Raw genomic sequence first — 23898 nt, forward strand, 5'->3', positions numbered from 1 at the left:
TGCGCGCATAGGCGGTGACGACGCTGCGTAGCATGAAACGGCGGCGGTTGTCGGAAAGGACGCCGGCGAAATCCTGCACAAGCTTGCCGAAACCCTGCTCCTGCAAGACGGCGCGCAGGGCTTTGGTGCCTTCAGAGGCGTCAATCAGCGGGTTGCCGAGGAATGTGCGGAAAGGGTCGCTCTCGTCGATGAGACGGCCGAGAGCGTCCATCTCCTCCGTAGTGCGGTCGAGGGCACCCTGCTCCTGCGCCAAGTCATAGAGCGCGGCAGCGTAACGGCCAGCGAGTATCTGGCCCGATGAAGTCGTGCTGGAGCCAGAGGCCACGTGTCCTACCCGCAATCTGTTGTCGAAACTTCCCCCGAATATTCTTAAGCGGAGGCCGTTCCTGCTGATTGTGCCCGAGGGGCGGCACCTATCATAGGAGTTTCAGCGAAGCAACGGGAGTGGGCCGGGCAAACAGCTTTTGCGTCATCGTGTTAAGCCGACGGTTCAGCCCACGCGAGCGACCTCCTCCGCGACAATGGCGGCCAAAGTAGCGGCCGCCTCCTCGATCCAATCGGGCTGAGAGGCCGCGAAGCTGAGGCGAAGATACGGGTCCGAGGCTTCCGCCGGAAACCAGTGCTGCCCGGCGGAGACCAGCACATTCCTCCGCGCGGCCTCGGCCGCCACCGCCGCATCCGAGACGCCTGGCGGCAACCGTAGCCAGAGGTGGAGACCGCCGGGCGGCTCGTTGACTGTCCCGAGACCGGGATGTCGCAACACGGCGGCGGCGAGTCTATCGCGCCTTCGCCGCAGTTCGGCGCGCAGAACCCGCAAATGCCGCTCCCAGCTTGGTGAGGTGACGAGGTGCAGGGCGGTTTCCTGCATGATGCCGGGCACCGAGAAATCCTCGACTAGCCGCGTCGCCCGCAACCGCTCCAGAGCCGCGCCACGCGCGCAGATCGCGCCGATCCGCAAGCCTGGGGCAGCGCATTTGGTCAGCGAGCGGACGTAGACGACGTGGCCGTCATTCTCGGCCGGAGCCAGCGGCGGGGGCGGATCGCCGTCGAGGCCGAAATCCCGCGCCCAGTCGTCCTCGATCAGGAAAGCGCCGGCGCGGCGCACCACGGCCAGCACCTCGGCCCGGCGGGTGCGGGACAGCACGGCGCCGGTGGGATTGGCGTAGGTCGGCTGGCAGTAAAACAAACGGGCGCCGCTGCGGCGGAAGGCGTCCTCGAGCAGATCGGGCCGCACGCCATCCTCGTCCGTAGGCACGGGCACCAGCCGCAGACCCGCCGCCCGCGCGCCGACGATGGCGCCGCTATAGGTTGGGCTCTCGATCAGCAACGCGTCGCCGCTGCCCGCGAGGGCCCGAAAGGCGGCGGCATTGGCTGCCTGGGTGCCGGGGCAGATCGTCACCTCATGGGCGGAGAAACCGCTCGCCGCCGCGAACCAGGCGCGCAGGGCTTCCAGCCCCTCGATCGGCATGCGGCCCCAGACTCCGGGCCGCCGTAGCGCTCGCCCGGCCGCGATGGACAGCAGCGCTGTCGCCTGCAGTTCCTCCGGCAGATAGCCGAGGTTCAGCGGGCGCGTGCCGGGCCGCGGCATAACAAGGAGCGAGGACAAACCGTCGGTCACCACGCGGCCGGCACCGAGCGCCACGCTTTGCCAGCCGAGGTCAGCCGGTGGCGGGACTTTGGCCGGACCGCGCGCGAAGGTGCCCTGCCCCGGCCGCGCTTCGACCACGCCCTCACTGCTTAGCCGCTCGAGCGCGGCTTGAACCGTAACCGGACTGACATGCAAGTCACGCATGAGGTCGCGCACCGAGGGCAAGCGCGCACCTGGCGCCTCCGCACCCGCGAGGGCGCGAAGATGTTGTGTGACGGCATCGATGCTGTTATTCGTTTTCATGAAAATACACAGTAACGCTACTCACTCTTCCCCGATAACGCAACAGGCCGGATTGGCGGCCCGCGTCAGGCCGCTGCGCCTCTTCCAGAGCCTGTGGCATGCGGTTTTGCGGGCCCGGCGCATCTCACGCGAGCGGGACGAGCTCACGGCGATGAGCGCCCATATGCTCGCCGATATCGGGGCCTCGCCGAACGATGCTCAGATGGAGGGCGCCCGGTCCTTCTGGGACACGCGGGAGCAGTTCGACCCCAGCCAGCTTCCGCGGGGATAGAGCTTGGCGGTCCGGTGGCTTGTGCCGAGGCCGCCCGCGGAACAATGTCTCGCGCGTCGTAGCGAGGAGATAGGCCGTGGCGGCTTCGGAGACTGTATTGATCGTCGGTGCCGGTTCGGGGCTAAGCGCCTCACTGGCAAAACTTTGCGCCGCTGAGGGTATGAAGGTCGCCTTGGCGGCCCGCGATATCGAGAAGCTCAGGCCGCTGGCGGAGCAGACCGGTGCTGGGCTCCATCGCTGCGATGCCAGCGACGCGGCGGCGGTTTCGGCGCTCTTCGCTAAGCTCGACGATGATTCTGGCGCGCCCGACCTCGTGGTCTACAATGCGAGCGGCCGCTATCGCGGAGCGATCGACACGCTTGAGGCCGAGAAGCTGGCGCAAGCCGTCACCGTTACGGCGTTGGGCGGTTTCTACGTCGCCCAGGCGGCGGCAATTCGCATGTTGGCACGGGGCAAGGGCAGCATCCTGCTCACCGGTGCTACGGCAAGCGTTAAGGGGTTGCCTGGATCGACGGCCTTCGCCATGGGCAAATTCGCACTTCGCGGCATGGCGCAATGCCTGGCGCGGGAACTGGCGCCTCGCAACATTCACGTCGCGCATTTCATCATCGATGGCGGCATAGGAACCACCGGCGGCCGTACCGAGCTGACGGGCGAGGACAAATGGCTAGACCCTGACGCGATCGCCCGCGAATACCTCCATATCCATCGCCAGCATCGCAGTGCGTGGACTTGGGAAGTCGAGCTGCGGCCCTGGGTCGAGAGCTTCTAGGCGGCGCTGCCCACGGCCGTCACGCACGCGGCGCAGAGGCCCTCGGCCTCGACCGTCATGCCGGTGAGCGTGAAAGCGGCGCTCGCGGCGGCGGCAGCGAGCGCCTTGCCTATCGCTGGATCGCTGATTTCGATAGCTCGGCCACAGTTCTTGCAGATGAGGAATTGAACGCTGTGCAGCGCGTGGTCATCGTGATCATGCGGCTGCAGGGCGTGGGTGCATCCGATAAAGGCCGATAGCCGCTCGACCTTGTGGATGAGACCCTGGGCAAGTAGGAAGTCGAGCGCGCGATAGATGGTCGGTGGCGCGGCGGATTGCGCGCCTGCCTCTCGCATGCGGTCCAGCAGGTCGTAGGCGCCGAGAGGTTTGGGGCTCTCGAGGATGAGACCCAGGACCTGACGCCGCTGCTCAGTCAGCCGCGCCTGACGGCGGCCGCAGAAAGCCTCGGCCTCGCGCAGCAAAGACTCGGTCGGCGCGGAGAAGGCGGTTTCAGACATCGGTTTGTTATAATGTAACAGGGGACGATTTTCAATCAGACCCGGCTCGACGCGGCAGTTGGTATGTTATACCATAACACTTAGTCAAGGAGACGGGACGATGCGACACCAATGGATGGCGACCCTTTTTGTGGCGGGACTGGCATGTGCCGCGCTTCCCGCTTTCGCGCGAGCGAAGACCGTGGAAATCGTGGCGGGTGAGAATTTCTACGGCGACGTGGCCCAGCAGATCGCCGGCCCCGGCGCGCATGTCACCGCCATCCTGTCGAATCCCGATACTGACCCGCATCTCTTCGAGGCCGATCCCTCGACGGCCCGGGCCATGGCGGGCGCTGATATCGTCATCGAGAATGGCGCGGATTACGATCCCTGGATGGCAAAGCTGTTGCAGGTCGGTGGCAGCAAAACGCAGGCTCTAATCGTCGTCTCCGAGCTGACCCATCGCCAGACCGGCGCCAATCCGCATCTCTGGTGGGATCCGGCAACGATGCCCGCGGTCGCCCGCGCGCTGACCGACGCGCTGGTCAAGGCCGACCCCGCCGGGAAAGCACAATATGAGCAGCGGCTGGCGACCTTCCTCGCCTCGCTGAAACCCGTGCACGACAAGATCGCTGCACTGCGCGCCCATTACGCCGGTGAGCCTGTGACGGCCACGGAGCCGGTTTTTGGCTATATGGCGGCCGCTATCGGCCTGCGGATGCGCAACGAACGCTTTCAGCTTGCGGTGATGAACGATACTGAACCGAGTGCGGCCGATACCGCCGCCTATGAGACGGATCTCAAGGATCACCGCGTGCGCCTCTTCATCTATAACAGCCAGGCGAGCGACAGCGCGGCCGAACGCCTCCTCGGCATCGCCAAGGCCTCTGGCGTGCCGGTGATCGGCGTGACGGAGACGGAGCCCGTCGGTCCAAACTTCCAGACCTGGCAGCTCTCCACGCTCAATCGGCTGGGTGACGCGCTCGGCTCCGAAACCGCCGCGAAATGAGGGCTGCCGCGCCAGCGATCGATCTGGTCGGGGCGCGCCTCGAACTCGGCGGCCGGGCAATCCTCTCGGGTATCACGCTGAGCATCGGGGCGGAGGAGTTCATCGGCGTGCTCGGCCCCAACGGCGCTGGGAAAACGACGCTGATGCGCGCGATCCTCGGCCTCGTGCCTGCGGCGGCGGGAGAGATCCGGGTACTAGGCAGCCCGGCGCGTCGCGGCAATCCGGCGGTCGGCTACATGCCGCAGACCCGCAGCAATCCGGCGATCGGCCGTATCAGCGGGCGCGACTTCGTGGCGAGTGCCGCGGGTGGCCACCGCTGGGGCCTTCCGCTGCTCGGTGCCGAGGGGCGGCGGGAGGTGGCCCGCGTTCTCGATCTCGTCGATGGAACCGGGCTGGCGGGGCGCCCGCTCTCCGAGATTTCAGGCGGCGAGCGGCAGCGGCTGTTGCTGGCGCAGGCGCTGCTCGGGCAGCCTCGGCTGCTGTTGCTGGACGAGCCGCTGATCAGCCTCGATCCGCATCACCAGCATGGCGTGGTGGCACTGGTGCGTCAGTTGCAGACAGAGCTTGGCATCGCGGTGCTGTTCAGCGCGCATGAACTCAACCCGCTGATGGGGGCGATGGACCGCGTGCTTTACCTCGGCAGCGGCCAGGCGGCGATTGGGCCGGTAGATGACGTCATCACCGGGCCGATGCTGTCGCGGCTTTACGGCTCGCCGATCGAGGTAGCTCGCTTCGGGCACCGCATCTTTGTCATGGCGGCCGATGGCAGCGAGGCGGAGATCGGCTGCCACCACCATGCGCACGGGTAGCGGGGTGATGGGATCAGGAGGCGCCGCCCCATGATCTCCCTCTTCGCCTTCGACTTCATGCGCCATGCCTTTCTGGCTTCGACGATCGTCGCGGTGCTCGCGGGTGCGGTCGGCGCATTCCTGGTGCTGCGCGGGCAGACTTTCGCCGGCCATGCGCTCTCGCATGTGGGTTTTGCCGGCGCGACCGGAGCTGTGCTGGTGGGTGTTTCGCCGCTGACCGGGCTGCTCGCCGTGACCGTGCTGGGCGGGATCGGCATGGGTGCGATGGGCGAGCGGATGCAGGGGCGCGACGTGGCGATCGGCCTGGTCCTGGCCTTATCGCTCGGCCTCGGACTGCTGTTCCTGCATTTCTACACGGCCTATGCCGCGCAGGCGACGGCGCTGCTGTTCGGCAATGTGCTTGGCGTCGATACGCACACACTCTGGCTGCTCCTTGCCTTGAGCCTGCTGAGCCTGCTCGCCTTGGCGCTGATGGCGCGGCCGCTGCTGTTCGCCAGCCTGCAGCCGGAGCTGGCGGAAGCGCGCGGCGTCTCGCTGCGTCTCATGGCCGTGCTGTTCATGATCGTGGTTGCGGTCGCGACAGCGGAATGCGCGCAGATCGTGGGCGTGCTGCTGGTCTTCGCCCTGATGGTAGGGCCGCCGGCAACCGCGCAGCGGCTGACTGCGCGGTTCGGCCGAGGCGTGCTGCTCTCAGTGCTGATCGCGGTGGCGCAAGCCTGGGGCGGCCTGGTGCTCGCCTTCTACACCGACTGGCCGGTGAGTTTCTGGATCACCGCGCTCGGCGCCTTGGCCTATGTGGCGGCGCATCTCGGTCAGGGACGGTGGCGAAGTAGTCACCCGTAGCGAGCGCGCTCGGCCTCAAGGCGAGGCGGAACCTTGCAGCAGCAGCCGGGCCGCTTGGGCATCCGCGGCGATTTGCGTTTTTAGGGCGTCGAGGCTGGGGAATTTCTGCTCGGCGCGCAGGAAGGCATGGACGCTGACGGTAAGCTCCAGGTCGTAGAGATCGCCGTCGAAATCGTAGAGATTGACCTCCAGTCGGCTCTCCGTCGTGTCGGCGACAGTCGGGCGGCGCCCGATATTGGCGACCCCGCCATAGTGACTGCCATCCGGCAACCGGACCGTCACGGCATAGACGCCGCGGGCGGGTTCAAGGTGGCGACCGAGCGGAACATTGGCGGTCGGGAAGCCGATGGTGCGGCCGCGCTTGTCGCCATGGGTCACGACGCCCCGGATGCTCCAGGACCGGCCCAGCAGCGCATTCGCCCTTTCCGGATAGCCGTCCTGCAGCAGCCGCCGGATGCGGGTGGAGGAGATCGGGCCAGAGAGATCGGAAAACGCTGGGGCGATCGAGAGGCCGATGCCGAGGGCCTCAGCCCGAGCCGCCAGGAAAGGCACGTCGCCGCCCCGGCGATGGCCGAAGGCGAAGTCGGCGCCGCAAACGAGGTGCTTCGCGCCGATCCGGTCATGCAGCAGCGCGCTCACGAAGTAATCCGCTGAATGCCGGCTGAATTCGGTGTCGAAGCGCAGTTCGAACAGCCAGGCAACGTGCAGACCGGCCAGGGCATCGGCTTTTTCGGCCAGGAGGGTCAAGCGGAAGGCAGGGTCTTCCGGCCGGAAGAATTCGCGCGGATGCGGCTCGAAGGTGAGCACGGCGAGCGGCGCATCCGGCCGCGCGGCATGGGCCGTCCGCAGCACCGCCGCGTGGCCGAGATGCACCCCGTCGAAATTGCCGAGCGCCACCGTGGCACCGCGCGCCTCGGGGGGCACGGGATCGTCTGGACCGATTACGTGGAGAGTCATGCCGTTGTCTTATCAGGCGATGCCGAGACCAAGAAAGGCCGCCAGCGCCACATCGACGCGCCGCTTGGTTTGCGCGACAGCCTCAAGCGCGCGGATGTGTCCGTTTCCACACGGCCATGAGTTGCGCCGTGTCCACCGCCGTATAGCGTTGGGTTGTGGAGAGACTGGCATGGCCGAGCAGGTCCTGGATCGAGCGCAGATCGGCGCCCGCTGCCAGCAGGTGCGTCGCGAAAGAGTGGCGGAGAGCGTGGGGGGTGGCGTGTTCGGGCAGACCGTTCAAGCGGCGGAAGGCGCGGAGGTGGCGCTGGGCGATCGCGGGATCGAGACGCTTGCCGCGCGCGCCCAGGAAGAGCGGCGCGTCGGGTTCGGTCTGGGGATGGTATCTGATCCAGGACGCCATGACGGTCCGCACCGCCGGCAACACGGGCACGATGCGCGTCTTGCCGCCCTTGCCCAGGACGCGAAGCGCGGCGTCGGAGCCAGGCAGCGGCGCCTCTCCGCGCGACAGGGCCAGCGCCTCGGAGATGCGAAGGCCGCAGCCATAGAGGAGCGTGAACAATGCGGCGTCCCGTGCCTGGATCGCCGCGCTGTCCGAGACTTCACCGATCTCGTCCGCGATGCTCCTAGCGTCCTCCGGCGAGAGGGCGCGCGGCAGCGGTTTCCGCGCGCGGGGGCTCGCGACGAGGCTCAATGCAGGCGTGCCGGCGCCCCCCTCGCGCTCGACGTAGCGGAGGAAGGATTTCACGGCCGATAATTTGCGGGAACGGGTGGCGTTGCCATTGCCGTCCGCCGCCGCCTCAGCCAGCCAGCCGCGAAAATCGGCCTGGGTGAGCGATGCGAGGTCAGCGGAGGAAGGCTCCGCTCCGAGGTGGCGGGTGAGGAAGCCGAGGAAGGATGCAGTGTCGCGGCCGTAGGTGGCGACCGTGAGCCGGGCGGCGCGCCGCTCAGCGGCAAGCCATATAAGCCAGGACTGGCGTGCCGCCTCGGCAGTCATCATAGCGTCCTAGCGTGGTGACACGTCAGCGCGCTGGGGTTGCGTTGACCGTGTCCGTCCCGTCGGTCAGCTTGAAGCGGCAGGCGCAGAGGCGTCCCCGTGTCGGTGAAGGGTTTCATGGCGTCCTGTGGCTTGTCGGCTCCGTCCCCGAAGGACCGGTTGCGATCCAGGGTAACCCGGATGATGACCCCCTGCTGCCGAGGAGGCAAATGAAGGGAAGCGAGCGCGACCTGCTTGGCGGCGAGACAGTCCGCAGGGTGGCCGTGCTGCTCCCCTTCCCGCTTGCGGCCCCGCTCGACTACCGCGTGCCGCCAGGCTCCGAGGTGACGGCGGGTGACGTGGTGCGCGTACCGCTGCACGGCAAGCAAGTGCATGGCGTCGTATGGGATACGGCGCCGGACCCCGATTTTCCGGCTGCTCGATTGCGCGCCCTTGCACCGTCACCGGAATTGCCGCGCCTGCCCGCCGCCTTGCGCCGCTTCGTCGATTGGGTCGCGAACTACACGCTGTCGGCGCCCGGCGAGGTATTGGCGATGGCGATCCGGGCACCGCTCCTCGCCAGCCCACCGTCCACCAGCTCCACCGGATTCGTGGCCGCCGAAGTGCCGACGGAGGATGCGTCATTGACCCCGGCCCGGCGCCGGGTCCTGGAAGTATTGGCCGATGGCCGTGCGCGTGGACTTGCCGAGCTGATCCAGGAGGCGGGTGTCGGCAGCGGCGTCGCCCGCGCCATGGCGGATCGCGGGCTGCTGCGCCCGGTGTTGCTGGAGCGGAAGCGCCGGTTCGCGCCGCCTCAGCCCGATCATCCCGGCGCGGCGACGCTGTCTGCCGCGCAGGCCGAAGCAGCCGCGCATATCGTTTCCAGCGTTCAGGCACGCGCCTTCTCGGTCACCTTGCTCGACGGCGTCACCGGCTCGGGCAAGACCGAGACCTATCTCGAAGGGGTGGCGGAGGCGCTGCGGCTGGGGCGGCAGAGCCTCGTGCTGCTGCCCGAGATCGCGCTGTCCGCTCAGTGGCTGGAGCGTTTCGCGCGCCGCTTCGGCGTGGCGCCGGCGGTTTGGCACTCGGATCTCACGCCCGCCACTCGCCGCCATACCTGGCGTGCTGTCGCTTCCGGGGAGGCCTCGGTCGTAGTTGGCGCCCGCTCGGCGCTGTTCCTGCCTTTTCCAGATCTTGGCCTCATCGTGGTGGATGAGGAGCATGAAAGCGCCTTCAAGCAGGAGGAGGGCGTGATCTACCACGCGCGCGACATGGCCGTGGTGCGCGCTCGGCTCGAGGAGGCGCCCACCCTGCTGGTTTCGGCGACGCCGAGCCTCGAAACCCTCGCCAATGCGCAGGCCGGCCGCTACGGGCATCTCGTGCTGAGCGCCCGCCACGGCGGCGCAAGCCTGCCCGAGGTGATACCCATCGACCTGAGGGCGACCCCGCCTGAGCGGGGGCATTTCCTCAGCCCTCCGCTGATCGACGCCATCGGCGAAACCCTGGCGCGGGGTGAGCAGGCGATGCTCTTCCTCAATCGCCGGGGCTATGCGCCGCTGACGCTTTGCCGCCGCTGCGGCCACCGCTTCGCATGCCGCAATTGTACCGCCTGGCTCGTCGAGCACCGGCATCGCCGCCTGCTGCAATGCCACCACTGCGGCCATGCCGAGCCGGTGCCCCCAGCCTGCCCCTCCTGCGGCGAGCCCGATACCCTCGCCTCCATCGGCCCGGGCGTGGAGCGGATCACCGAGGAGGCGGCACTGCTGTTTCCCGAGGCGCGGCGGCTGGTGATGACGAGCGATACGCTGGGCGGCCCCGAAGGCGCCGCGCGGGCGGCGACCGCGATCACCGAGCGGGCGGTCGATCTCATCATCGGCACTCAGATCGTCGCCAAAGGCTGGCATTTCCCGCATCTGACGCTGGTGGGCGTGGTGGATGCCGATCTCGGCCTGGCCGGCGGCGACCTACGCGCTGGGGAGCGCACGCTGCAGCTTCTGCATCAGGTCGCCGGCCGCGCTGGCCGGGCGGAGGCGCCGGGGCGGGTGTTGCTGCAAAGCTTCTCGCCCGAGCATCCGGTGATGCAAGCGCTGATCGGTGGCGACATCGAGCGCTTCATGGCGGCCGAGGCAGCGGCCCGGCGGCCTGGGCATTGGCCGCCTTTCGGTCGCCTGGCCGCGCTTATCGTCTTTGGCGAGGATCCGGTGGAGACTGATCGAGTGGCGGGGGATCTCGGCCGGACCGCGCCGCATGGCTCCGGGATCGAGGTGCTGGGCCCCGCCCCCGCCCCGCTTGCGATGCTGCGCGGCCGCCATCGACGGCGGCTGTTGCTCAAGACGCGGCGCGACATCGCGGTGCAGCCGATCCTGCGGGAGTGGCTGGCGAGGGTTGAGGTGCCGCGTAGCGTGCGGGTGGATCTGGATGTCGATCCGGTGTCGTTCCTGTAGCGCCGGAGGAGCAGGGATCGCGTCGGATGAGTAGCCATCGCGTTTGATTTCGGCCATACCGCCGCCCATGAGCGATACGATAACAAAGCCCGGCGCAGGGTCAGCGCCCACGCGCGACTACCGCGACACGGTCTTTCTGCCACGCACCGCCTTTCCGATGAAGGGCGACTTGCCCAAGCGCGAGCCCGCGACGCTCGCCCGCTGGGAGGAGACCGGACTGTGGGACCGCGTGCGCGCGGCCTCCGCCGGCCGCGACTATTTCATCCTGCATGACGGCCCGCCCTATGCGAACGGCAACCTCCATCTCGGCCATGCGCTGAACAAGGTGCTGAAGGACGCGATCAACCGCGCCCATCAGATGGCCGGCTTCGACGCGCTCTATATCCCAGGCTGGGACTGCCACGGCCTGCCGATCGAGTGGAAGATCGAGGAGCAATATCGCAAGGCCGGCCGCAACAAGGACGACGTGCCCGTCCTGCAGTTCCGCGCCGAATGCCGCGCCTATGCCGAGAAGTGGCTGGCGATCCAGAGTGAGGAGTTCAGCCGCCTCGGCATCATGGGCGATTTCGCGCATCGCTACGCCACGATGGATTTCGCCTCGGAATCCGCCATCGCCGCCGAGATCGGCAAGTTCCTGATGAACGGCACGCTCTATCGCGGCCTGCGCCCGGTCATGTGGAGCCCGGTTGAGAAGACCGCCCTTGCCGAGGCCGAGATCGAATATCACGACCATAAGAGCACCACCGTCTGGGTGCGGTTCCCGATCATTTCGGGCGGACCGGCCGAGATTGCCGGCGCCTCAGTGGTGATCTGGACGACGACCGCCTGGACCATGCCGGGCAACCGCGCCATCGCCTATGGTCCCGAGATCGATTACGCGCTCGTCGAGGTCGAAGCGGCGAGTGAAGGTTCGCTGGCGCGTCCGGGCGAGAAGGTGCTGGTGGCCGAGGCGCTGCTGCCCGGCTTCCTGGCCGAGACCGGCATCACCGGCCACCGTATCCGCGCGACCTATAAGGGCGCCGATCTGGAGGGCGTCATCACCGCCCATCCGCTGCGTGGTCAGGGCTACGACCATGACGCGCCGCTGCTACCGGCGGCCTATGTGACGACCGAGGCGGGCACCGGCTTCGTGCATACCGCGCCAGGCCATGGCGAGGACGACTTCGTGCTCGGCCGCACCTATGGGCTGCAAACGCCCGATCTGGTGGGGGATGACGGCACCTATAATGAGTGGGTGCCGCTATTCGCGGGCATGCATGTCTTCAAGGCGGCGGATGCGGTGGCCGGAGCGCTGGAAACGGCAGGCGGGCTGCTCAAGCGCGGCACACTGGTACATTCCTACCCGCATTCCTGGCGGTCCAAGGCGCCGGTGATCTACCGCGCGACACCGCAATGGTTCATCCGCATGGACGGGCCGCAGGACATCCGGGGCAAGGCGCTCGCCGCCATCGCCGAGACCCGCTTTATCCCCGACCAGGGCCGCAACCGCATCGGCAGCATGGTCGCCTCGCGCCCCGACTGGTGCGTGAGCCGCCAACGCGCCTGGGGCGTGCCCATCGCCATCTTCGTCGATCGCCGCACTGGCGAGCCCTTGCGCGACCCCGCCGTGATGGCCCGCGTGGTGGAGATCTTCGCCACCGAAGGCGCGGACGCCTGGTACGCCCGCCCCGCCGCCGACTTCCTCGGCAACGCCTATGATCCCGAGCAGTTTGAGCAGGTGCGGGACATTATCGATGTGTGGTTCGAGAGCGGCTCGACCCATGCCTTCGTGCTGGAGGCGCGCGGCCTACCCTGGCCCGCCGACCTCTACCTGGAAGGCTCGGACCAGCATCGCGGCTGGTTCCATTCGTCTCTGCTCGAAGCCGTCGGCACGCGCGGGCGCGCGCCGTTCAAAGCGGTGCTGACCCACGGCTTCCTGGTGGATGAGCAGGGCCGTAAGATGTCGAAGTCGCTCGGCAACGGGGTCGAGCCGCAGGACGTCATCGCGAAATACGGCGCCGATATTCTACGCCTCTGGGTGATGTCCTCGGATTCGCGGGATGACCTGCGGATCGGGCCGGAAATCCTCAAGCAGCAGGGCGAGCTTTACCGCCGCCTGCGGAACACGCTGCGCTGGCTGCTCGGCAGTCTGGACGGCTTCTCGGAGGCCGAGCGCCTGCCGCTTGCCGAATTGCCGGAGTTGGAGCGGTGGGTGCTCCATCGCCTGACGGAGCTCGACGCGCTGGTGCGCGAGGCGGTCGAGAGCCATGACTGGACCGGGGTTTACCCGGCGATCCACCATTTCTGCGCGATCGATCTCTCGGCCTTCTACTTCGATATCCGCAAGGATTCGCTTTACTGCGACCGTTTCGATGCGCCGCGGCGACGGGCGGCTCGGACGGTGCTTGATCACCTGCATCTATGCCTCACCGCATGGCTTGCCCCGGTTCTGGTCTTCACCGCCGAGGAGGCCTGGACGACACGCTTTGCCGAGGGCGGCAGCGTGCATGAGCGGCAGTTCCCCGCGATCCCGGCGGAGTGGCGCGACGAGGCGCTGGCGGCGAAATGGGCGCGGGTCCGCGACATTCGTCGCATGGCAACCTCGAAGCTCGAGGAGATGCGGCAGGGCGGCCTGATCGGCTCGTCGCTGCAGGCCGAAGTTGTTCTGTCCTTCCCCGCGAGCGAGGACGCGCTCCTATCCGCTGCTGACTGGGCGGACAACCTGATCGTCTCCACCGTGAGATTGGCAGTAGCCGAAACAGCGAACGCCGAGACGGAGGCAGCCGCCGGAGAGAAATGCGCTCGCTGCTGGCGCGTGCTGCCTGAGGTGGATGGCGACACGAAACTCTGCCTGCGCTGCACCGACGCCTTGGCCTCGGGCCTAGTTGCCCAAGCCGTCAAGCCGGCATGACGCGCCGCTCGCCAGTTGTGCTCTCGGGTGTCTTGGCGGCGCTTCTCGTGCTCGCCGCCGATCAGGCGAGCAAGTGGTGGATCCTGCACGGGCTGCACCTGCCGCAGGTCGGGCAGGTCGTGCTGCTGCCGGTGCTCAACTTCACGATGGTCTGGAATCAGGGCGTGACCTTCGGGCTACTCACTGGCACGGGAACGGCGGCGCATCTTGGCCTTGCCATCTTCGCCCTCGTGGTCGTGGCGGTGCTCGGGCTTTGGCTGATGCGGACGACACGCCTCGCCATCGCGCTGCCCCTTGGCGCCATCGCGGGCGGCGCCGTTGGCAATGTGCTCGACCGGCTGCGCTACGGCGCGGTGGTCGACTTCATTCAGGCGCATGCGCTGGGCTATTCCTGGTATGTATTCAACCTGGCCGATGCGGCGATCGTTTGCGGTGTCGCGGCGCTGGTCATCGACAACCTGTTGCCCGGGGGGCGCGAGGCGCTGCCCGGCGCCCGCAATCGGGGCTGAGGGAAGCATGGCATCCAAGGTGACGACCCGACTGGCTTTGCTGCTGGCCCCGCTCGTGCTGGCCGGCTGCAGTGACAGCGTGATGAAGACGATCGGCTTGCAGCGCGACCCGCCCGATGAATTCCAGGTCACGACGCAGCCGGCGCTCGCCATGCCGCCCGACCTCAATGTCGCCGCCCAGGCTCTGCCACGGCCCGACCCGGGCGCCTCGCGGCCGCAGGACGTCGCGGTACGCCAGCAGGCCGAGGATGCGATGATCGGTGGCGCCGCGATCGGCGGCGGCCCCACGACCGGCGGCGATACCGCGCTGGTCCAGGCGGCGGGTCCGGCCGCGCCTGCCGATATTCGTGAGGAAGTCGATGCACAAGGCCAGAAGGACAAGGGCAGCCGCAAGCTGAGCAATCGCCTGAACCCGCTCGGCCGCGCTGCGGCTCCGGTGGCCGAGGTCGATCCCGCAGGCGAGCGTCAGCGCCTGCAGGAAAATGCCGCTCTCGGCCGCAGCCCGGCTGCCGGTCAGACGCCTCTGGTCAAGCCAGGCAACAGGGGCCCACTCGGCAACCTCTTGGATTCGATTTTCTAGGTTCATCCTATGGCTGATCAGTTCGCGACCTATCCCAGCCTCGCCGGCAGGCGCGTGCTCGTCACGGGCGGTGCCTCAGGCATCGGCGCCAGCATCGTCGAGCATTTCGTCGCCCAGGGCAGTCATGTCGGCTTCCTCGACCTGGACTGCAAGGCCGCGGATGCGCTGCTGGCTCGGCTGCCGGACGGCCGCGGCCGCGCGCGCTTCGCCAGCGTCGATTTGCGCGACATTGCCGCCCTGCGCATCGCGATCGCGCAGCTCCGCGCCGAGTTGGGCGGCGGTTTCACAGTGCTCGTCAACAACGCGGCGCGGGACGACCGGCACGCCATCGACGAGGTGACGCCGGAATACTGGGACGAACGGATGGCGACGAATATCCGCCACCAGTTCTTCTGCGCCCAGGCCCTCAAGGACGACATGATCGCAGCGGGCGGCGGCTCGATCATCAATATGAGCTCGACCAGCTTCATGATGGGCCAGGGCGGCATGCCGGCCTATACGACCGCGAAATCCGGCGTCATCGGCCTGACGCGCGCCCTCGCCCGCGATCTCGGGCCGCATCATATCCGCGCCAATATCGTCTTCCCCGGCTGGGTCATCACCGGACGCCAGCTTGACCTCTGGATGACGCCAGAGGGCGAGGCGAAGCGGGCGCAGGGCCAGTGCATTCCGGATCGCCTGCATGCCCCGGACATCGCGCGCATGGTGCTGTGGCTTGCGGCTGATGATAGCCGGCTGGTCACCGCCCGCGACTTCATCGTCGACGCGGGCTGGCTGTAGCCCACGCTGCACCGGCACGCGGCCGGTGCACTAGCCTCCGGGAATCGCCCCGCGCTTCGACGCAACCATCTTTGACCCGCGCGCGATAACGAAAAATTTAGTCCCGCATCCGTAATAGGGGTGCGCGCCGTCGATCCAAACGGAGAGGCAGCTAGAGCCTCAACACATATTTTAACGGCCGCTGCCCGACGTCGCGCTTTTTGGCGCTTGGGCTAAATTTTTTTATGCCATTGAAGCCTCATAGCGGGAAAGGCCGGAGATTTGAAAGTCGTCATCTGCGGTGGCGTTGCGCTGGAATCGCAAGCAAATGCGCAGATCCGCCAGTCAATCAAGGACGGTTGGGTCGAGCTCATCGGCGAAGAGAACGTCATTACAACACACATCAGCGGCGCACCGAATGTTGTCGCCGCGCTGAGGCCAAATATCGTCCTCGGCATTGGATCTTACTTGCCGGAAACTGTCTATTTCACAGAGGTCGCGCGAGAGGCGCAGCGTTGTGGCGCCGCCACGGTCTTCTGGGCGACCGAAGATCCCTATGAGAAGGATGCGAGCTATAGGATCGAGAGCATCTTCGACGTCATCTTCAGTTGTGACCGTTGGGGCGCGCGATTCTACGAGCATCCGCAGACCTATCACCTCCCGCTCGCGGGCTGCGGCCGGCGCCACTTCGTTCCATGGCGCGCCGAGATGGAACGTCCGATCGATGTACTGTTCTGCGGCGTCGCCTTTTCCAGCCGACAGGAGATTGTCGAGGATATACGGGGCAATTTCACCGGACTGAACGTCTCGATCATCGGCCCGGGATGGGGTCGCTTCGGTGCCGGATTTTCGGATCGGCGGATCGAGAAGGACCAGCTAATCGCGCTCTACAGCCGCGCCAAGATCATTCTGAACCTCGGCCGCAGCCTGCATTTCGACAACAAGCGCTACATGATCGCGCCATCCAGCCCCGGACCGCGCACATTTGAGGCGGCATTGGCGGGCAGCGTGCAATTCTTCCATGAAGACACGCTGGAGATGAGCCGTTACTTCACGGCCGAAGAGCTGCCCTGCTTCTCCAATCCGAGCGAGTTCGGCTCTCTGCTTCAGCGCTTCCTCGCATCGGATAAGCTCCGCTCCGCCACTGCACAGCGTGCTCAGGCACGTGCTCGCGCGGAGCACACCTATATGCACCGCGCACGTCGTATCATTGAGTTTCTGCAAAGCAAGAAGCGCGCATGATCATTTTATACAACACCAATTTTACCCACAATCCCAACGCTTATCTTACGCTCGGAGTCCATGCGGCGCTGAAGCGTCTGGTGGGGGACAAGGTCGTGCTTGCCGACAACCGAACGCTGCTGCCCTTGGCGGCAACCGGCAAATTCGACACGCTCATTTGTATCGACGGTCAGCGTCTGAACAAGAGCCTCATCCGTCACGCTCGCGGCGCGTTTCAGCGCTGTATTCTGTGGTTGTTCGAAGATCCCTTCATGTCGGATTACAACCGACGGAACATCGATGTTTTCGACGTCGTTTATACGAACGACCCCTCCTGCGTCGCACTTTATGGTTCGAAAGGGCGGTTTCTTTCGCTGGGAGCAAGCACCGATCTACATTTTCGCGAGATCAAGCCTGACAGCGCGCTGAACTACGACATCTTCTTCGCGGGGACTATGTGGCCGAACCGCATTCCTATCTTGGAGAAATTGATCGCGACCTTCCCCGCCGCGCGCTTCAAGCTCATTTGTCCGACGAACGAGTATTTACCTCCATTGCCCGCCAGCCTCGCCGCCCTCGCTTTGCAACGCCCGGTCAGCCACGAAGCGTTCATCGACTTCGCGAATGCGAGCCGTGTAACTCTGACTATGTTTCGAAACTATGCCAGCCACGGCGAAGCCAGCCAGGCGACCGCGCCAGGGCCGCGGCTCTATGAGTTAGGGCTGGCGGGAACAGCGCAGGTGGTCGAGGCCGGCTCGGCCATCGGACGCGAGCATTTTCGCGAACTCCCCGGCGTCACCGCCGTCGATGATACCAACGCGCTTCTCGATGCCGTGGGCCGCCTGCTGCGCGACCCGAAGAGAAGAGCGGCCCAGGCAGGTCGCACACAGGAGGCCGTACGCACTAGCCATCTCTATGAGCATCGGCTGAAGACCCTGCTCGACCGCGAGCTCTCCATGGCGCATCGGCCGGCGCCGGAGGCAGGAAGTCGATCCTACCGGCGCGAGGGTCGCAAACTCCGGATTCTGATGTGTACTCATTCCACCATCCAGGAAAATCAATGGGGTGGCGTCGAGGTCTATCAACGCACCCTTTGCTCCATGCTGGAGAAGGACGCGGAAATCTTTTTCTGGCTGCGGCGCGGCGGTGCCTGCCAGCTCCTTGATTCGAACGGCAAATCGCTGGAACGGTTCGAGACGCCGGATGTCGGCTGGCTGGATACGCTTTGCGACCAGTTCGAGGAAATGGCACTTTCTAGCGTTCTCGCGACCTACCGCATCGACGTCGTCCATTTCCAGCATCTTGGCCATCACGCGGCGTCTCTGCCGATGATCGCGAAGGCTGCTGGATGTGGCACGGTTTTCTCGGCGCATGATTTCTTTCTTGTTTGCGCCCGCTACAATCTCCTTAACTTTGAACAGAAATTTTGTGACATCGGCACCAAGTCGATCAGCGCCTGCGACGTCTGCCTGAAGGTCGCCGAGGGTCTTCCGGTCGGCGTGCAGCAGCAGCGACGTGGCTTCATGGAACAGGTCATTCGCTCGATTGATGTCCTGCTTTTCGGCTCCGACTATTCACGTAATCTGCTACGCCGGATCTTCCCCTTCACCGCCCGCACGCGCACGGTGACGCTCGGCATTCCCAGCCCTGCCAATGCCGTGCCCGACCTGCGGCAGGAGAAGGCATCGCATAGCGGAGATTATGTTCTGGAGATCGCCGTCGTCGGCAATTTTATCCGGTCAAAGGGGGCCGACGCGGTTCTCAACATCATCACCACGGCGCCCGCCTCACTGTTTAAATTCCACATCTTCGGCCAAGCTGATCCGCAATACGAAAAAGTCTTTGCCACCCTCGGAAAGCCGAATCTGATATATCACGGGCGCTTCAATCCCGGCGACGTCGCGGTGGCAGCTACCGAAGTTGCGCTACATCTATCGATTTGGCCGGAAACTTACTGCATCTCGCTCTCGGAGGTGTGGCAGGCGGGCCTCATCCCCATCGTGACCAATATCGGCGCGTTGGGTGACCGCGTCATCCATGGAGTCAACGGCTTCAAGGTCGATGTCGGCGATGTCAGCGCTGTGCTGGATTGCCTCGAACTGCTGCGATCGAGCGCGGATGTCCGAACTGCCATTCGCGCGAATATCACGCCCGAACTCTGGGTCGATAGCCGCGCCTATGCGCGCACGGTGCTGGAAATTTATCATGACGTAGCGCCGGTCGCGACGCTGGACAGCAGTCCGCTCAAACTCGATGTCGGTCAGCTCCATCTTCTGCCGAAGGCAGGTTGGAAGGACCTAACCCCGTCACGCCACATCTTCGATCCGCCACGCCCCCGCCGCGTGCAGCTCACGCCACCGCCCGGCCTTCGCAGTTGGATCACGGTGCAGGGCGCCGAGAACTACATCGACGAGCTATGCGGCATCGGTATCGACGATCTCCAGGCGGCCGAGGATGTCTTTCCCTGCGACAGCCTCATGGTGCGTGGCTGGATTGTCGTGCCGGACCTGCATGTCGCTGGTCGCGTCGACCTCTGTCTCGTTCAAGAAGGCGGGCCGCTACATATCTTTGCGGAGACGGAGCGAGAGGGGCGCGAGGACGTACTCGAACTCTTTCCTGACGCTCCCAGCCGTTCTGGCTTCCTCGCGCGATTAACACTCAACGGAAAATGGAGCGACGGCGAGTATCGGCTGGCCGTCATCAATTTGGTAGGTGAGCAAGGCGCTTTTCAACTGACACCCATCAAACTGCGACTTTATGAAGGGCGCGTTGCCGGGGCGACCTCCGATCCGCCCTCGAACGACACGATCCTCGCAGCCTTCGCCCGCATTGACCGCCTGGCCTCCGCGCTCGCGGTCGGCCAAGCCGGCTGATGCAGTTTCCACCCATGAAGCGGAGATAGCGGATCCTCCGCTCCCCTCGTGCCGCGCCACATGGGCACTTCGATTTAGCAGCTCCGGAGCATGCTCACGGACAGCCTTTTTGGTCACGCAGTTTTCATGCATGCGGCGGTATACACCAAGCTCGGTCGCTCGCCGGCATCTAACTGTATTCGTCATGGCGCCGCACTCTCCGCGACGCCCCAGGATGAGAGGATTTCGGCGCCCATGGGAGAAACTACAGTCCGTCCCTCCATCGTCGGCTTTGTCGATTGCGCGGACTGGAACGAAATTGGCGGCTGGTGCTTCGATCCCGTCCTGCCCAACGTGCCTCTCGTGATTGAGATCGTCCATGATACCCAAGTCATCTGCCGCATCGAGGCAAATAAGTTCCGGGCCGATCTCGTCGAGGTGGGAGCGGGTACCGGTCATCACGGCTTCTCGATTCGTCTTCCCCACCGCCTATTCGAGACCCTTCGCGTGCATCTTAGGGTTCGTGTCGCCGGCAGGGACATTGATCTCGAGGGTTCCCCGATTGTGCTCGAGAATGCAGAGGCACTGTTGGGTCACGAGACACAGCGCCTGCTGACAAACGCGGTTTCGCACGCAGCGGAAAACGCGGCTGACACAAAGGAGTTGGTCGAACTCGCGCGTTTCTTCCTCGTGCAATTCGACCGCGTCGAAGCGGCTCTTCGCGACAGGGAAGCCTCGGCGGCGGCGCGGCAGGAGCGTCTTGCCGAGCTCGCTTCTGGCGAGCCGAGCTTGTCGCATCGGCTAAGTGGCTTGGTCGAAGCGGCAATCCAATCGCATGGCCACCTCGACTGGCCCAGCAGCGATGCCCCCGAGGTCTCGATCATCATCCCCGTCTTTAACAACTTCGACTACACTTGCCGCTGCCTCGAATCGATGCTGCGTTATCCGTCGGTGGCAAAAGCCGAGATCATCCTCGTCGACGATGGCTCGACCGATGCCACACTCCTCGCCGGGCGGATCTTCGGCGGGGTACGGATTATCCGCAATGCCGGCAACCTGGGTTTCGTCGGCTCGGTCAATGCTGGCGCCGTGGTGGCACGCGGCCATCACCTCCTCTTCCTCAATAACGACACGGAAGTCCAGGCGGGCTGGCTCGACGAGCTGTTGGAGACCTTCACGCGCGATCCCCGCATCGGCGTCGTCGGCTCGAAGCTGCTCTCGACTGACGGGACGCTACAGGAGGTTGGTGGGATCGTCTGGCGCATGGGCGATGCGATGAATTATGGCGGCAGGCAAGATCCCGAACGGCCCGAATACTGCTTCCTCCGCGACTGCGACTACGTCTCGGGCGCCGCCCTCATGATACCGCGCGATCTCTTCGAGACGCTTGGCGGCTTCTCGAGTGATTTCGCGCCTGGCTATTATGAGGATACGGATCTCTGTTTTCGTGTGAGAGAGGCCGGGCGCCGCGTCGTGGTCCAACCCGCCTCCCGCGTGCTGCACCATCAGGGCGTCACCTCGGGCGTTGATGTCGCGGGTCCCGGTATGAAGCGCTACCAGCGTATCCATCAACGCAGGTTCCTCGAGCGCTGGCGTCATGTCCTGCAGTATCACCAAGACCGGTCAGATCCGCCGCACAAGGATAGCGAGCGTCACGTTACCAAACGCGCGCTGTTTATTGACTCTTCCGTTCCGACACCGGATCAGGATGCAGGCTCCAATGCCGCCTTTGAACATATTCTCTCGCTGATGCGGCTCGGTTACAAAGTCGCTTTCGTGGGCGCCGACAATATGGCGCGGATCCCGCCCTATACGGACGCACTGCAGCGCATCGGTGTGCAGTGCTACTATCATCCCTATTTCAGTTCCGTAGAGGAGATCCTTCGCCGCGACCCGGCGCATTACGACGTCGTCTATCTGCATCGCATGGTCAATGCCGTGAAATACACGGCGCTGGTGAAGGAGCGCTATCCCGGCTGTCGCGTCATCTATAGCGTCGCCGATCTCCACTATTTGCGCACCGAGCGTCAGGCCGTGGTGGAAAGTGCCGAAGGTCTGCGGGCGAAAGCTGCCTCGATCAAGCTGCTTGAGATCGGCGCTATGAAGGCGGCCGATGGCGTGATCGTCCATTCGTCAGCCGAGGCGTTGGCTCTGGCGCAGGAAACCGCGGGCGCAGTACGCGCGTCCGTTGTTCCGTGGGTCGTGCGCGTCGGTCCCCGTCCACTGCCTTTCGCCGAGCGGCGTCACATCCTTTTCGTCGGAGGCTACAACCATCAGCCAAATGTGGATGCCGCAACTTGGCTTGTGCATGAAATCATGCCCCTTGTGTGGCAGCTCGATCCCGAGATCACCTGCCTTCTGGCGGGCAGCGCCATGCCACCGGCGATAGAAGCGCTGCGGCGGCGAGGCATATTGCCCATAGGACATGTGGCGGATCTCGGCAGTCTTCTGCAGAGAACCCGACTCACCGTGGCACCGCTGCGCTTCGGAGCCGGGTTGAAGGGCAAAGTATTGACCAGCATGGCCGCGGCCCTGCCTTGCATCGCCACAGCCTGCGCGATCGAGGGAATGCATCTGCCGCTGGCGCTGGAGGCGCTTACGCTCGCCGATGGCGCCGGAGCATTCGCGAGCAAGATCGTCGAACTCTATCACGACGCGAAACGCAATGCCGAAGCGGCAGCCCTCGGCGTCACGCTCGTTGGCGAGCGCTTCTCCGAGAGAGCTATTGATGCCGGGATCGGCCAGGTCCTGAAACCCGCGCTACCGGCACCGGCTATCCTGCTCTCGGCCGATGGTCCTACCGAAGATCAAACGCCAGCCGAGGCTACTGCCCTCCCCAAGGGTCAAATCGGCACCGAGCCGCTGCTCGTACGCGACATCGAGGTTGAGGGGGCGATCACGACGGGACCTCGGATCATGGTCGGTTCGGACTGTACGGCGGAGGTCGTGGCTTTGGCAGAGCCTGAAGTCCTATCCGGCAACCTGCGTGTGGTGAGCGTCGCGGCGGTCCCCGCAGAATTAGATGGGACAGTCCTGATTGGATCGCCCGAGCTTCCCGCGCCATCTGAACTCCCAGTGGAGTTGGCGCGGGCGTCTGGCGACGAAGCTCAGGCGGCGTCTTCCTCTTCCGCGGCTCCAGCGGTGACGGGCGCGATCGGAACGACGGCCGCCGTGTGGGAGGCGCCCGACTGAGATGCGGCGCCGCGACCGGGTATTGCCATCCGGTTCCAGGCATCGAGCGCCGCGATCTTGTACGCCTCCGCGAGAGTCGGATAGTTGAAGGTATTGTCGATGAAGTAGTCTAGCGTGCCCTTTAGGTTGAGGACCGCTTGGCCGATGTGGATGAGTTCGGTGGCTCCCTCGCCGACGATATGCACCCCCAGAAGCCGGCGCGTGCGGATCGAGAAGATCATTTTCATCATGCCGGTATCGAGGCCCATGATATGGCCGCGCGACGTCTCCCGGAAACGCGCGATGCCGCATTCATAGGGGATGGCGCGCCGCCGCACTTCCTCCTCGCTCATGCCGACGGTTGAGATCTCCGGGACAGAATAGATGCCATAGGGGAAGAATTCCGGGGCGGGTGGGATCGGCACGTCGAAAGCGTGGCAGGCCGCAATGCGGCCCTGCTCCATCGAGGTCGAGGCGAGGCTGGGAAAGCCGATCGCGTCGCCGGCCGAGTAGATATGGGGAACCTCAGTCTGCAGTGTTTGCGGATGCACTTTCAGGCGGCCGCGATGGTCGACCTCCAAGCCGCAAGCCGGAAGGTTGAGCGTATCCGTCGCCCCGACGCGCCCGGCGGCATAAAGCAACATTTCGGAGCGCACGCGTCGGCCACCCTCCAACGCCGCGACGGGCCAGCCGTTCTCGATCTCGACCGCTGTCACCTTGGCGCCGAGACGGATCGTCATGCCGCGATCGCGCATTTGGTGGGTGAAGTCCTCGATGATCTCCTGGTCGATGAAATCCAGGAAACTCTCCCGCGGCTCGACCAGCGCCACCGGCACGTCCAGCGCGCTGAAGATGGTGGCGTATTCCACGCCGATGACGCCCGCACCGATGACCGTCAGGCTGCGCGGCAGGCGTGTCAGCTCGACGATCTCGTCGCTGTCGAGAACGCTCGCGCCATCGAAGGGAATGCTGGCTGGACGGTAGGGCCGGGTGCCGACCGCTATGAGGAATTTCTCGCCCGAGAATACGCGGCTGTCGCCCTTGGCCGAGACGACTTCGATGCGATGAGGGTCGATGAAATGTGCCGTGCCCTCGATCGTGCGCACCGCGTTGCGCGCAAACTGGTGCTCCAGGATATCGACCTCGTGGTCCAGCGTGATGTGCAGCCTGGCCATGAGGTCCTTGGCCTCGATATTCTTCTTCACGCGGTACGAGCGGCCGTAGAAGCCGCGTTCCCGCCAGCCGGAGAGGTTGAGCACGGTCTCCCTCAGGGTCTTGGAGGGAATAGTGCCGGTATGGACCGACACGCCGCCGACACGCCGTCCACGTTCCACCACCAGGACGGTTTTGCCGAGCTTGGCTGCCTGGATCGCGGCCCGGCGGCCCGACGGGCCGCTGCCGATGACGATGAATTCGAAATCGGTCACGCGCCTGCCTTTCCGCGACGTGCCCCCGCTAGAGTGCAGTGCAC

The 23898-nt window shown here is 65.4% G+C and carries 19 protein-coding genes; 13 read left to right on the plus strand and 6 right to left on the minus strand.

The window, feature by feature from the left end; genetic code table 11:
• Both GSQ83_RS07970 and GSQ83_RS07975 read right to left on the minus strand, forming a co-directional pair.
• Window positions 1–325: F0F1 ATP synthase subunit delta (locus tag GSQ83_RS07970; protein WP_174246637.1), on the minus strand; the 325-nt coding region annotated here is incomplete at its 3' end.
• Window positions 326–490: 165 nt separating this feature from the next.
• Window positions 491–1891 carry a PLP-dependent aminotransferase family protein gene (locus GSQ83_RS07975; protein ID WP_158802329.1) on the minus strand — a complete coding sequence of 467 codons (1401 nt, stop codon included), beginning with the start codon at window positions 1889–1891 and terminating at the stop codon, window positions 491–493.
• Between GSQ83_RS07975 and GSQ83_RS07980 the strand changes: the two genes are divergently transcribed.
• Window positions 1872–2162: a DUF1127 domain-containing protein gene (locus GSQ83_RS07980; protein ID WP_158802330.1), complete on the plus strand. Its 291-nt coding sequence runs from the start codon at window positions 1872–1874 to the stop codon at window positions 2160–2162. The genes GSQ83_RS07975 and GSQ83_RS07980 overlap by 20 nt on opposite strands.
• A 76-nt stretch (window positions 2163–2238) precedes the next feature.
• Entirely contained in the window at window positions 2239–2934 is a 696-nt protein-coding gene (locus GSQ83_RS07985) for an SDR family NAD(P)-dependent oxidoreductase (RefSeq protein ID WP_158802331.1), read from the plus strand.
• Here the strand turns inward: GSQ83_RS07985 and GSQ83_RS07990 are convergent.
• Window positions 2931–3431 (minus strand): transcriptional repressor, encoded by a 501-nt coding sequence (locus GSQ83_RS07990; RefSeq protein WP_158802332.1) that lies wholly within the window; start codon window positions 3429–3431, stop codon window positions 2931–2933. The genes GSQ83_RS07985 and GSQ83_RS07990 overlap by 4 nt on opposite strands.
• A gap of 100 nt (window positions 3432–3531) precedes the next feature.
• Between GSQ83_RS07990 and GSQ83_RS07995 the strand changes: the two genes are divergently transcribed.
• Genes GSQ83_RS07995 through GSQ83_RS08005 form a run of 3 tightly spaced genes read left to right on the plus strand, consistent with a single transcriptional unit; the run spans window position 3532 to window position 6071 of the window.
• Window positions 3532–4419: a metal ABC transporter solute-binding protein, Zn/Mn family gene (locus tag GSQ83_RS07995; RefSeq protein ID WP_158802333.1), complete on the plus strand. Its 888-nt coding sequence runs from the start codon at window positions 3532–3534 to the stop codon at window positions 4417–4419.
• Complete coding sequence (locus GSQ83_RS08000; RefSeq protein WP_158802334.1) at window positions 4416–5228, plus strand: metal ABC transporter ATP-binding protein; 813 nt, start codon at window positions 4416–4418, stop codon at window positions 5226–5228. The genes GSQ83_RS07995 and GSQ83_RS08000 overlap by 4 nt, the downstream gene beginning before the upstream one ends.
• 30 nt (window positions 5229–5258) lie before the next feature.
• A complete protein-coding gene (locus GSQ83_RS08005) occupies window positions 5259–6071 on the plus strand; it encodes a metal ABC transporter permease (RefSeq protein ID WP_158802335.1) in 813 nt (270 codons plus the stop codon).
• Window positions 6072–6086: 15 nt separating this feature from the next.
• Here GSQ83_RS08005 and GSQ83_RS08010 read toward each other — a convergent pair whose 3' ends face one another.
• Both GSQ83_RS08010 and GSQ83_RS08015 read right to left on the minus strand, forming a co-directional pair.
• Window positions 6087–7028 carry a bifunctional riboflavin kinase/FAD synthetase gene (locus tag GSQ83_RS08010; protein WP_158802336.1) on the minus strand — a complete coding sequence of 314 codons (942 nt, stop codon included), beginning with the start codon at window positions 7026–7028 and terminating at the stop codon, window positions 6087–6089.
• An 82-nt stretch (window positions 7029–7110) separates the two neighbouring features.
• The gene (locus GSQ83_RS08015) at window positions 7111–8022 is read right to left on the minus strand and encodes a tyrosine recombinase XerC (RefSeq protein ID WP_158802426.1); all 912 of its coding nucleotides are present in this window, start codon (window positions 8020–8022) and stop codon (window positions 7111–7113) included.
• A 209-nt stretch (window positions 8023–8231) separates the two neighbouring features.
• Between GSQ83_RS08015 and GSQ83_RS08020 the strand changes: the two genes are divergently transcribed.
• The 8 genes from GSQ83_RS08020 to GSQ83_RS08055 all read left to right on the plus strand — a co-directional run bounded on the left by GSQ83_RS08020 (window position 8232) and on the right by GSQ83_RS08055 (window position 22448).
• Entirely contained in the window at window positions 8232–10445 is a 2214-nt protein-coding gene (locus GSQ83_RS08020) for a primosomal protein N' (protein ID WP_158802337.1), read from the plus strand.
• Between the two features lie 67 nt (window positions 10446–10512).
• On the plus strand, window positions 10513–13335 hold the full coding sequence (ileS, locus tag GSQ83_RS08025) for an isoleucine--tRNA ligase (RefSeq protein ID WP_158802338.1): 2823 nt from the start codon (window positions 10513–10515) through the stop codon (window positions 13333–13335).
• A complete protein-coding gene (gene lspA / locus GSQ83_RS08030; protein WP_158802339.1) occupies window positions 13332–13844 on the plus strand; it encodes a signal peptidase II in 513 nt (170 codons plus the stop codon). The genes ileS and lspA overlap by 4 nt, the downstream gene beginning before the upstream one ends.
• A gap of 19 nt (window positions 13845–13863) precedes the next feature.
• A complete protein-coding gene (locus tag GSQ83_RS08035) occupies window positions 13864–14424 on the plus strand; it encodes a DUF3035 domain-containing protein (protein WP_216849972.1) in 561 nt (186 codons plus the stop codon).
• 9 nt (window positions 14425–14433) lie between these two features.
• Window positions 14434–15204, plus strand: a complete 771-nt coding sequence (locus GSQ83_RS08040) for an SDR family NAD(P)-dependent oxidoreductase (RefSeq protein WP_158802341.1) — start codon at window positions 14434–14436, stop codon at window positions 15202–15204.
• A 261-nt stretch (window positions 15205–15465) separates the two neighbouring features.
• On the plus strand, window positions 15466–16425 hold the full coding sequence (locus tag GSQ83_RS08045) for a glycosyltransferase (protein WP_254065558.1): 960 nt from the start codon (window positions 15466–15468) through the stop codon (window positions 16423–16425).
• Window positions 16422–19277: a glycosyltransferase gene (locus tag GSQ83_RS08050; RefSeq protein WP_158802342.1), complete on the plus strand. Its 2856-nt coding sequence runs from the start codon at window positions 16422–16424 to the stop codon at window positions 19275–19277. Before GSQ83_RS08045 ends, GSQ83_RS08050 begins: the two co-directional genes overlap by 4 nt.
• Before the next feature lie 234 nt (window positions 19278–19511).
• Window positions 19512–22448, plus strand: coding sequence for a glycosyltransferase (locus GSQ83_RS08055; RefSeq protein WP_158802343.1), 2937 nt, complete (start codon window positions 19512–19514; stop codon window positions 22446–22448).
• Here the strand turns inward: GSQ83_RS08055 and sthA are convergent.
• Window positions 22364–23854, minus strand: coding sequence for a Si-specific NAD(P)(+) transhydrogenase (gene sthA / locus GSQ83_RS08060; protein ID WP_158802344.1), 1491 nt, complete (start codon window positions 23852–23854; stop codon window positions 22364–22366). The two genes, GSQ83_RS08055 and sthA, sit on opposite strands and share 85 nt — an antisense overlap.
• Window positions 23855–23898: the final 44 nt, after the last annotated feature.

It is taken from the genome of Acidisoma sp. L85, from assembly GCF_009765865.1.
In the GTDB taxonomy this organism is placed as follows: Bacteria; Pseudomonadota; Alphaproteobacteria; order Acetobacterales; family Acetobacteraceae; genus Acidisoma.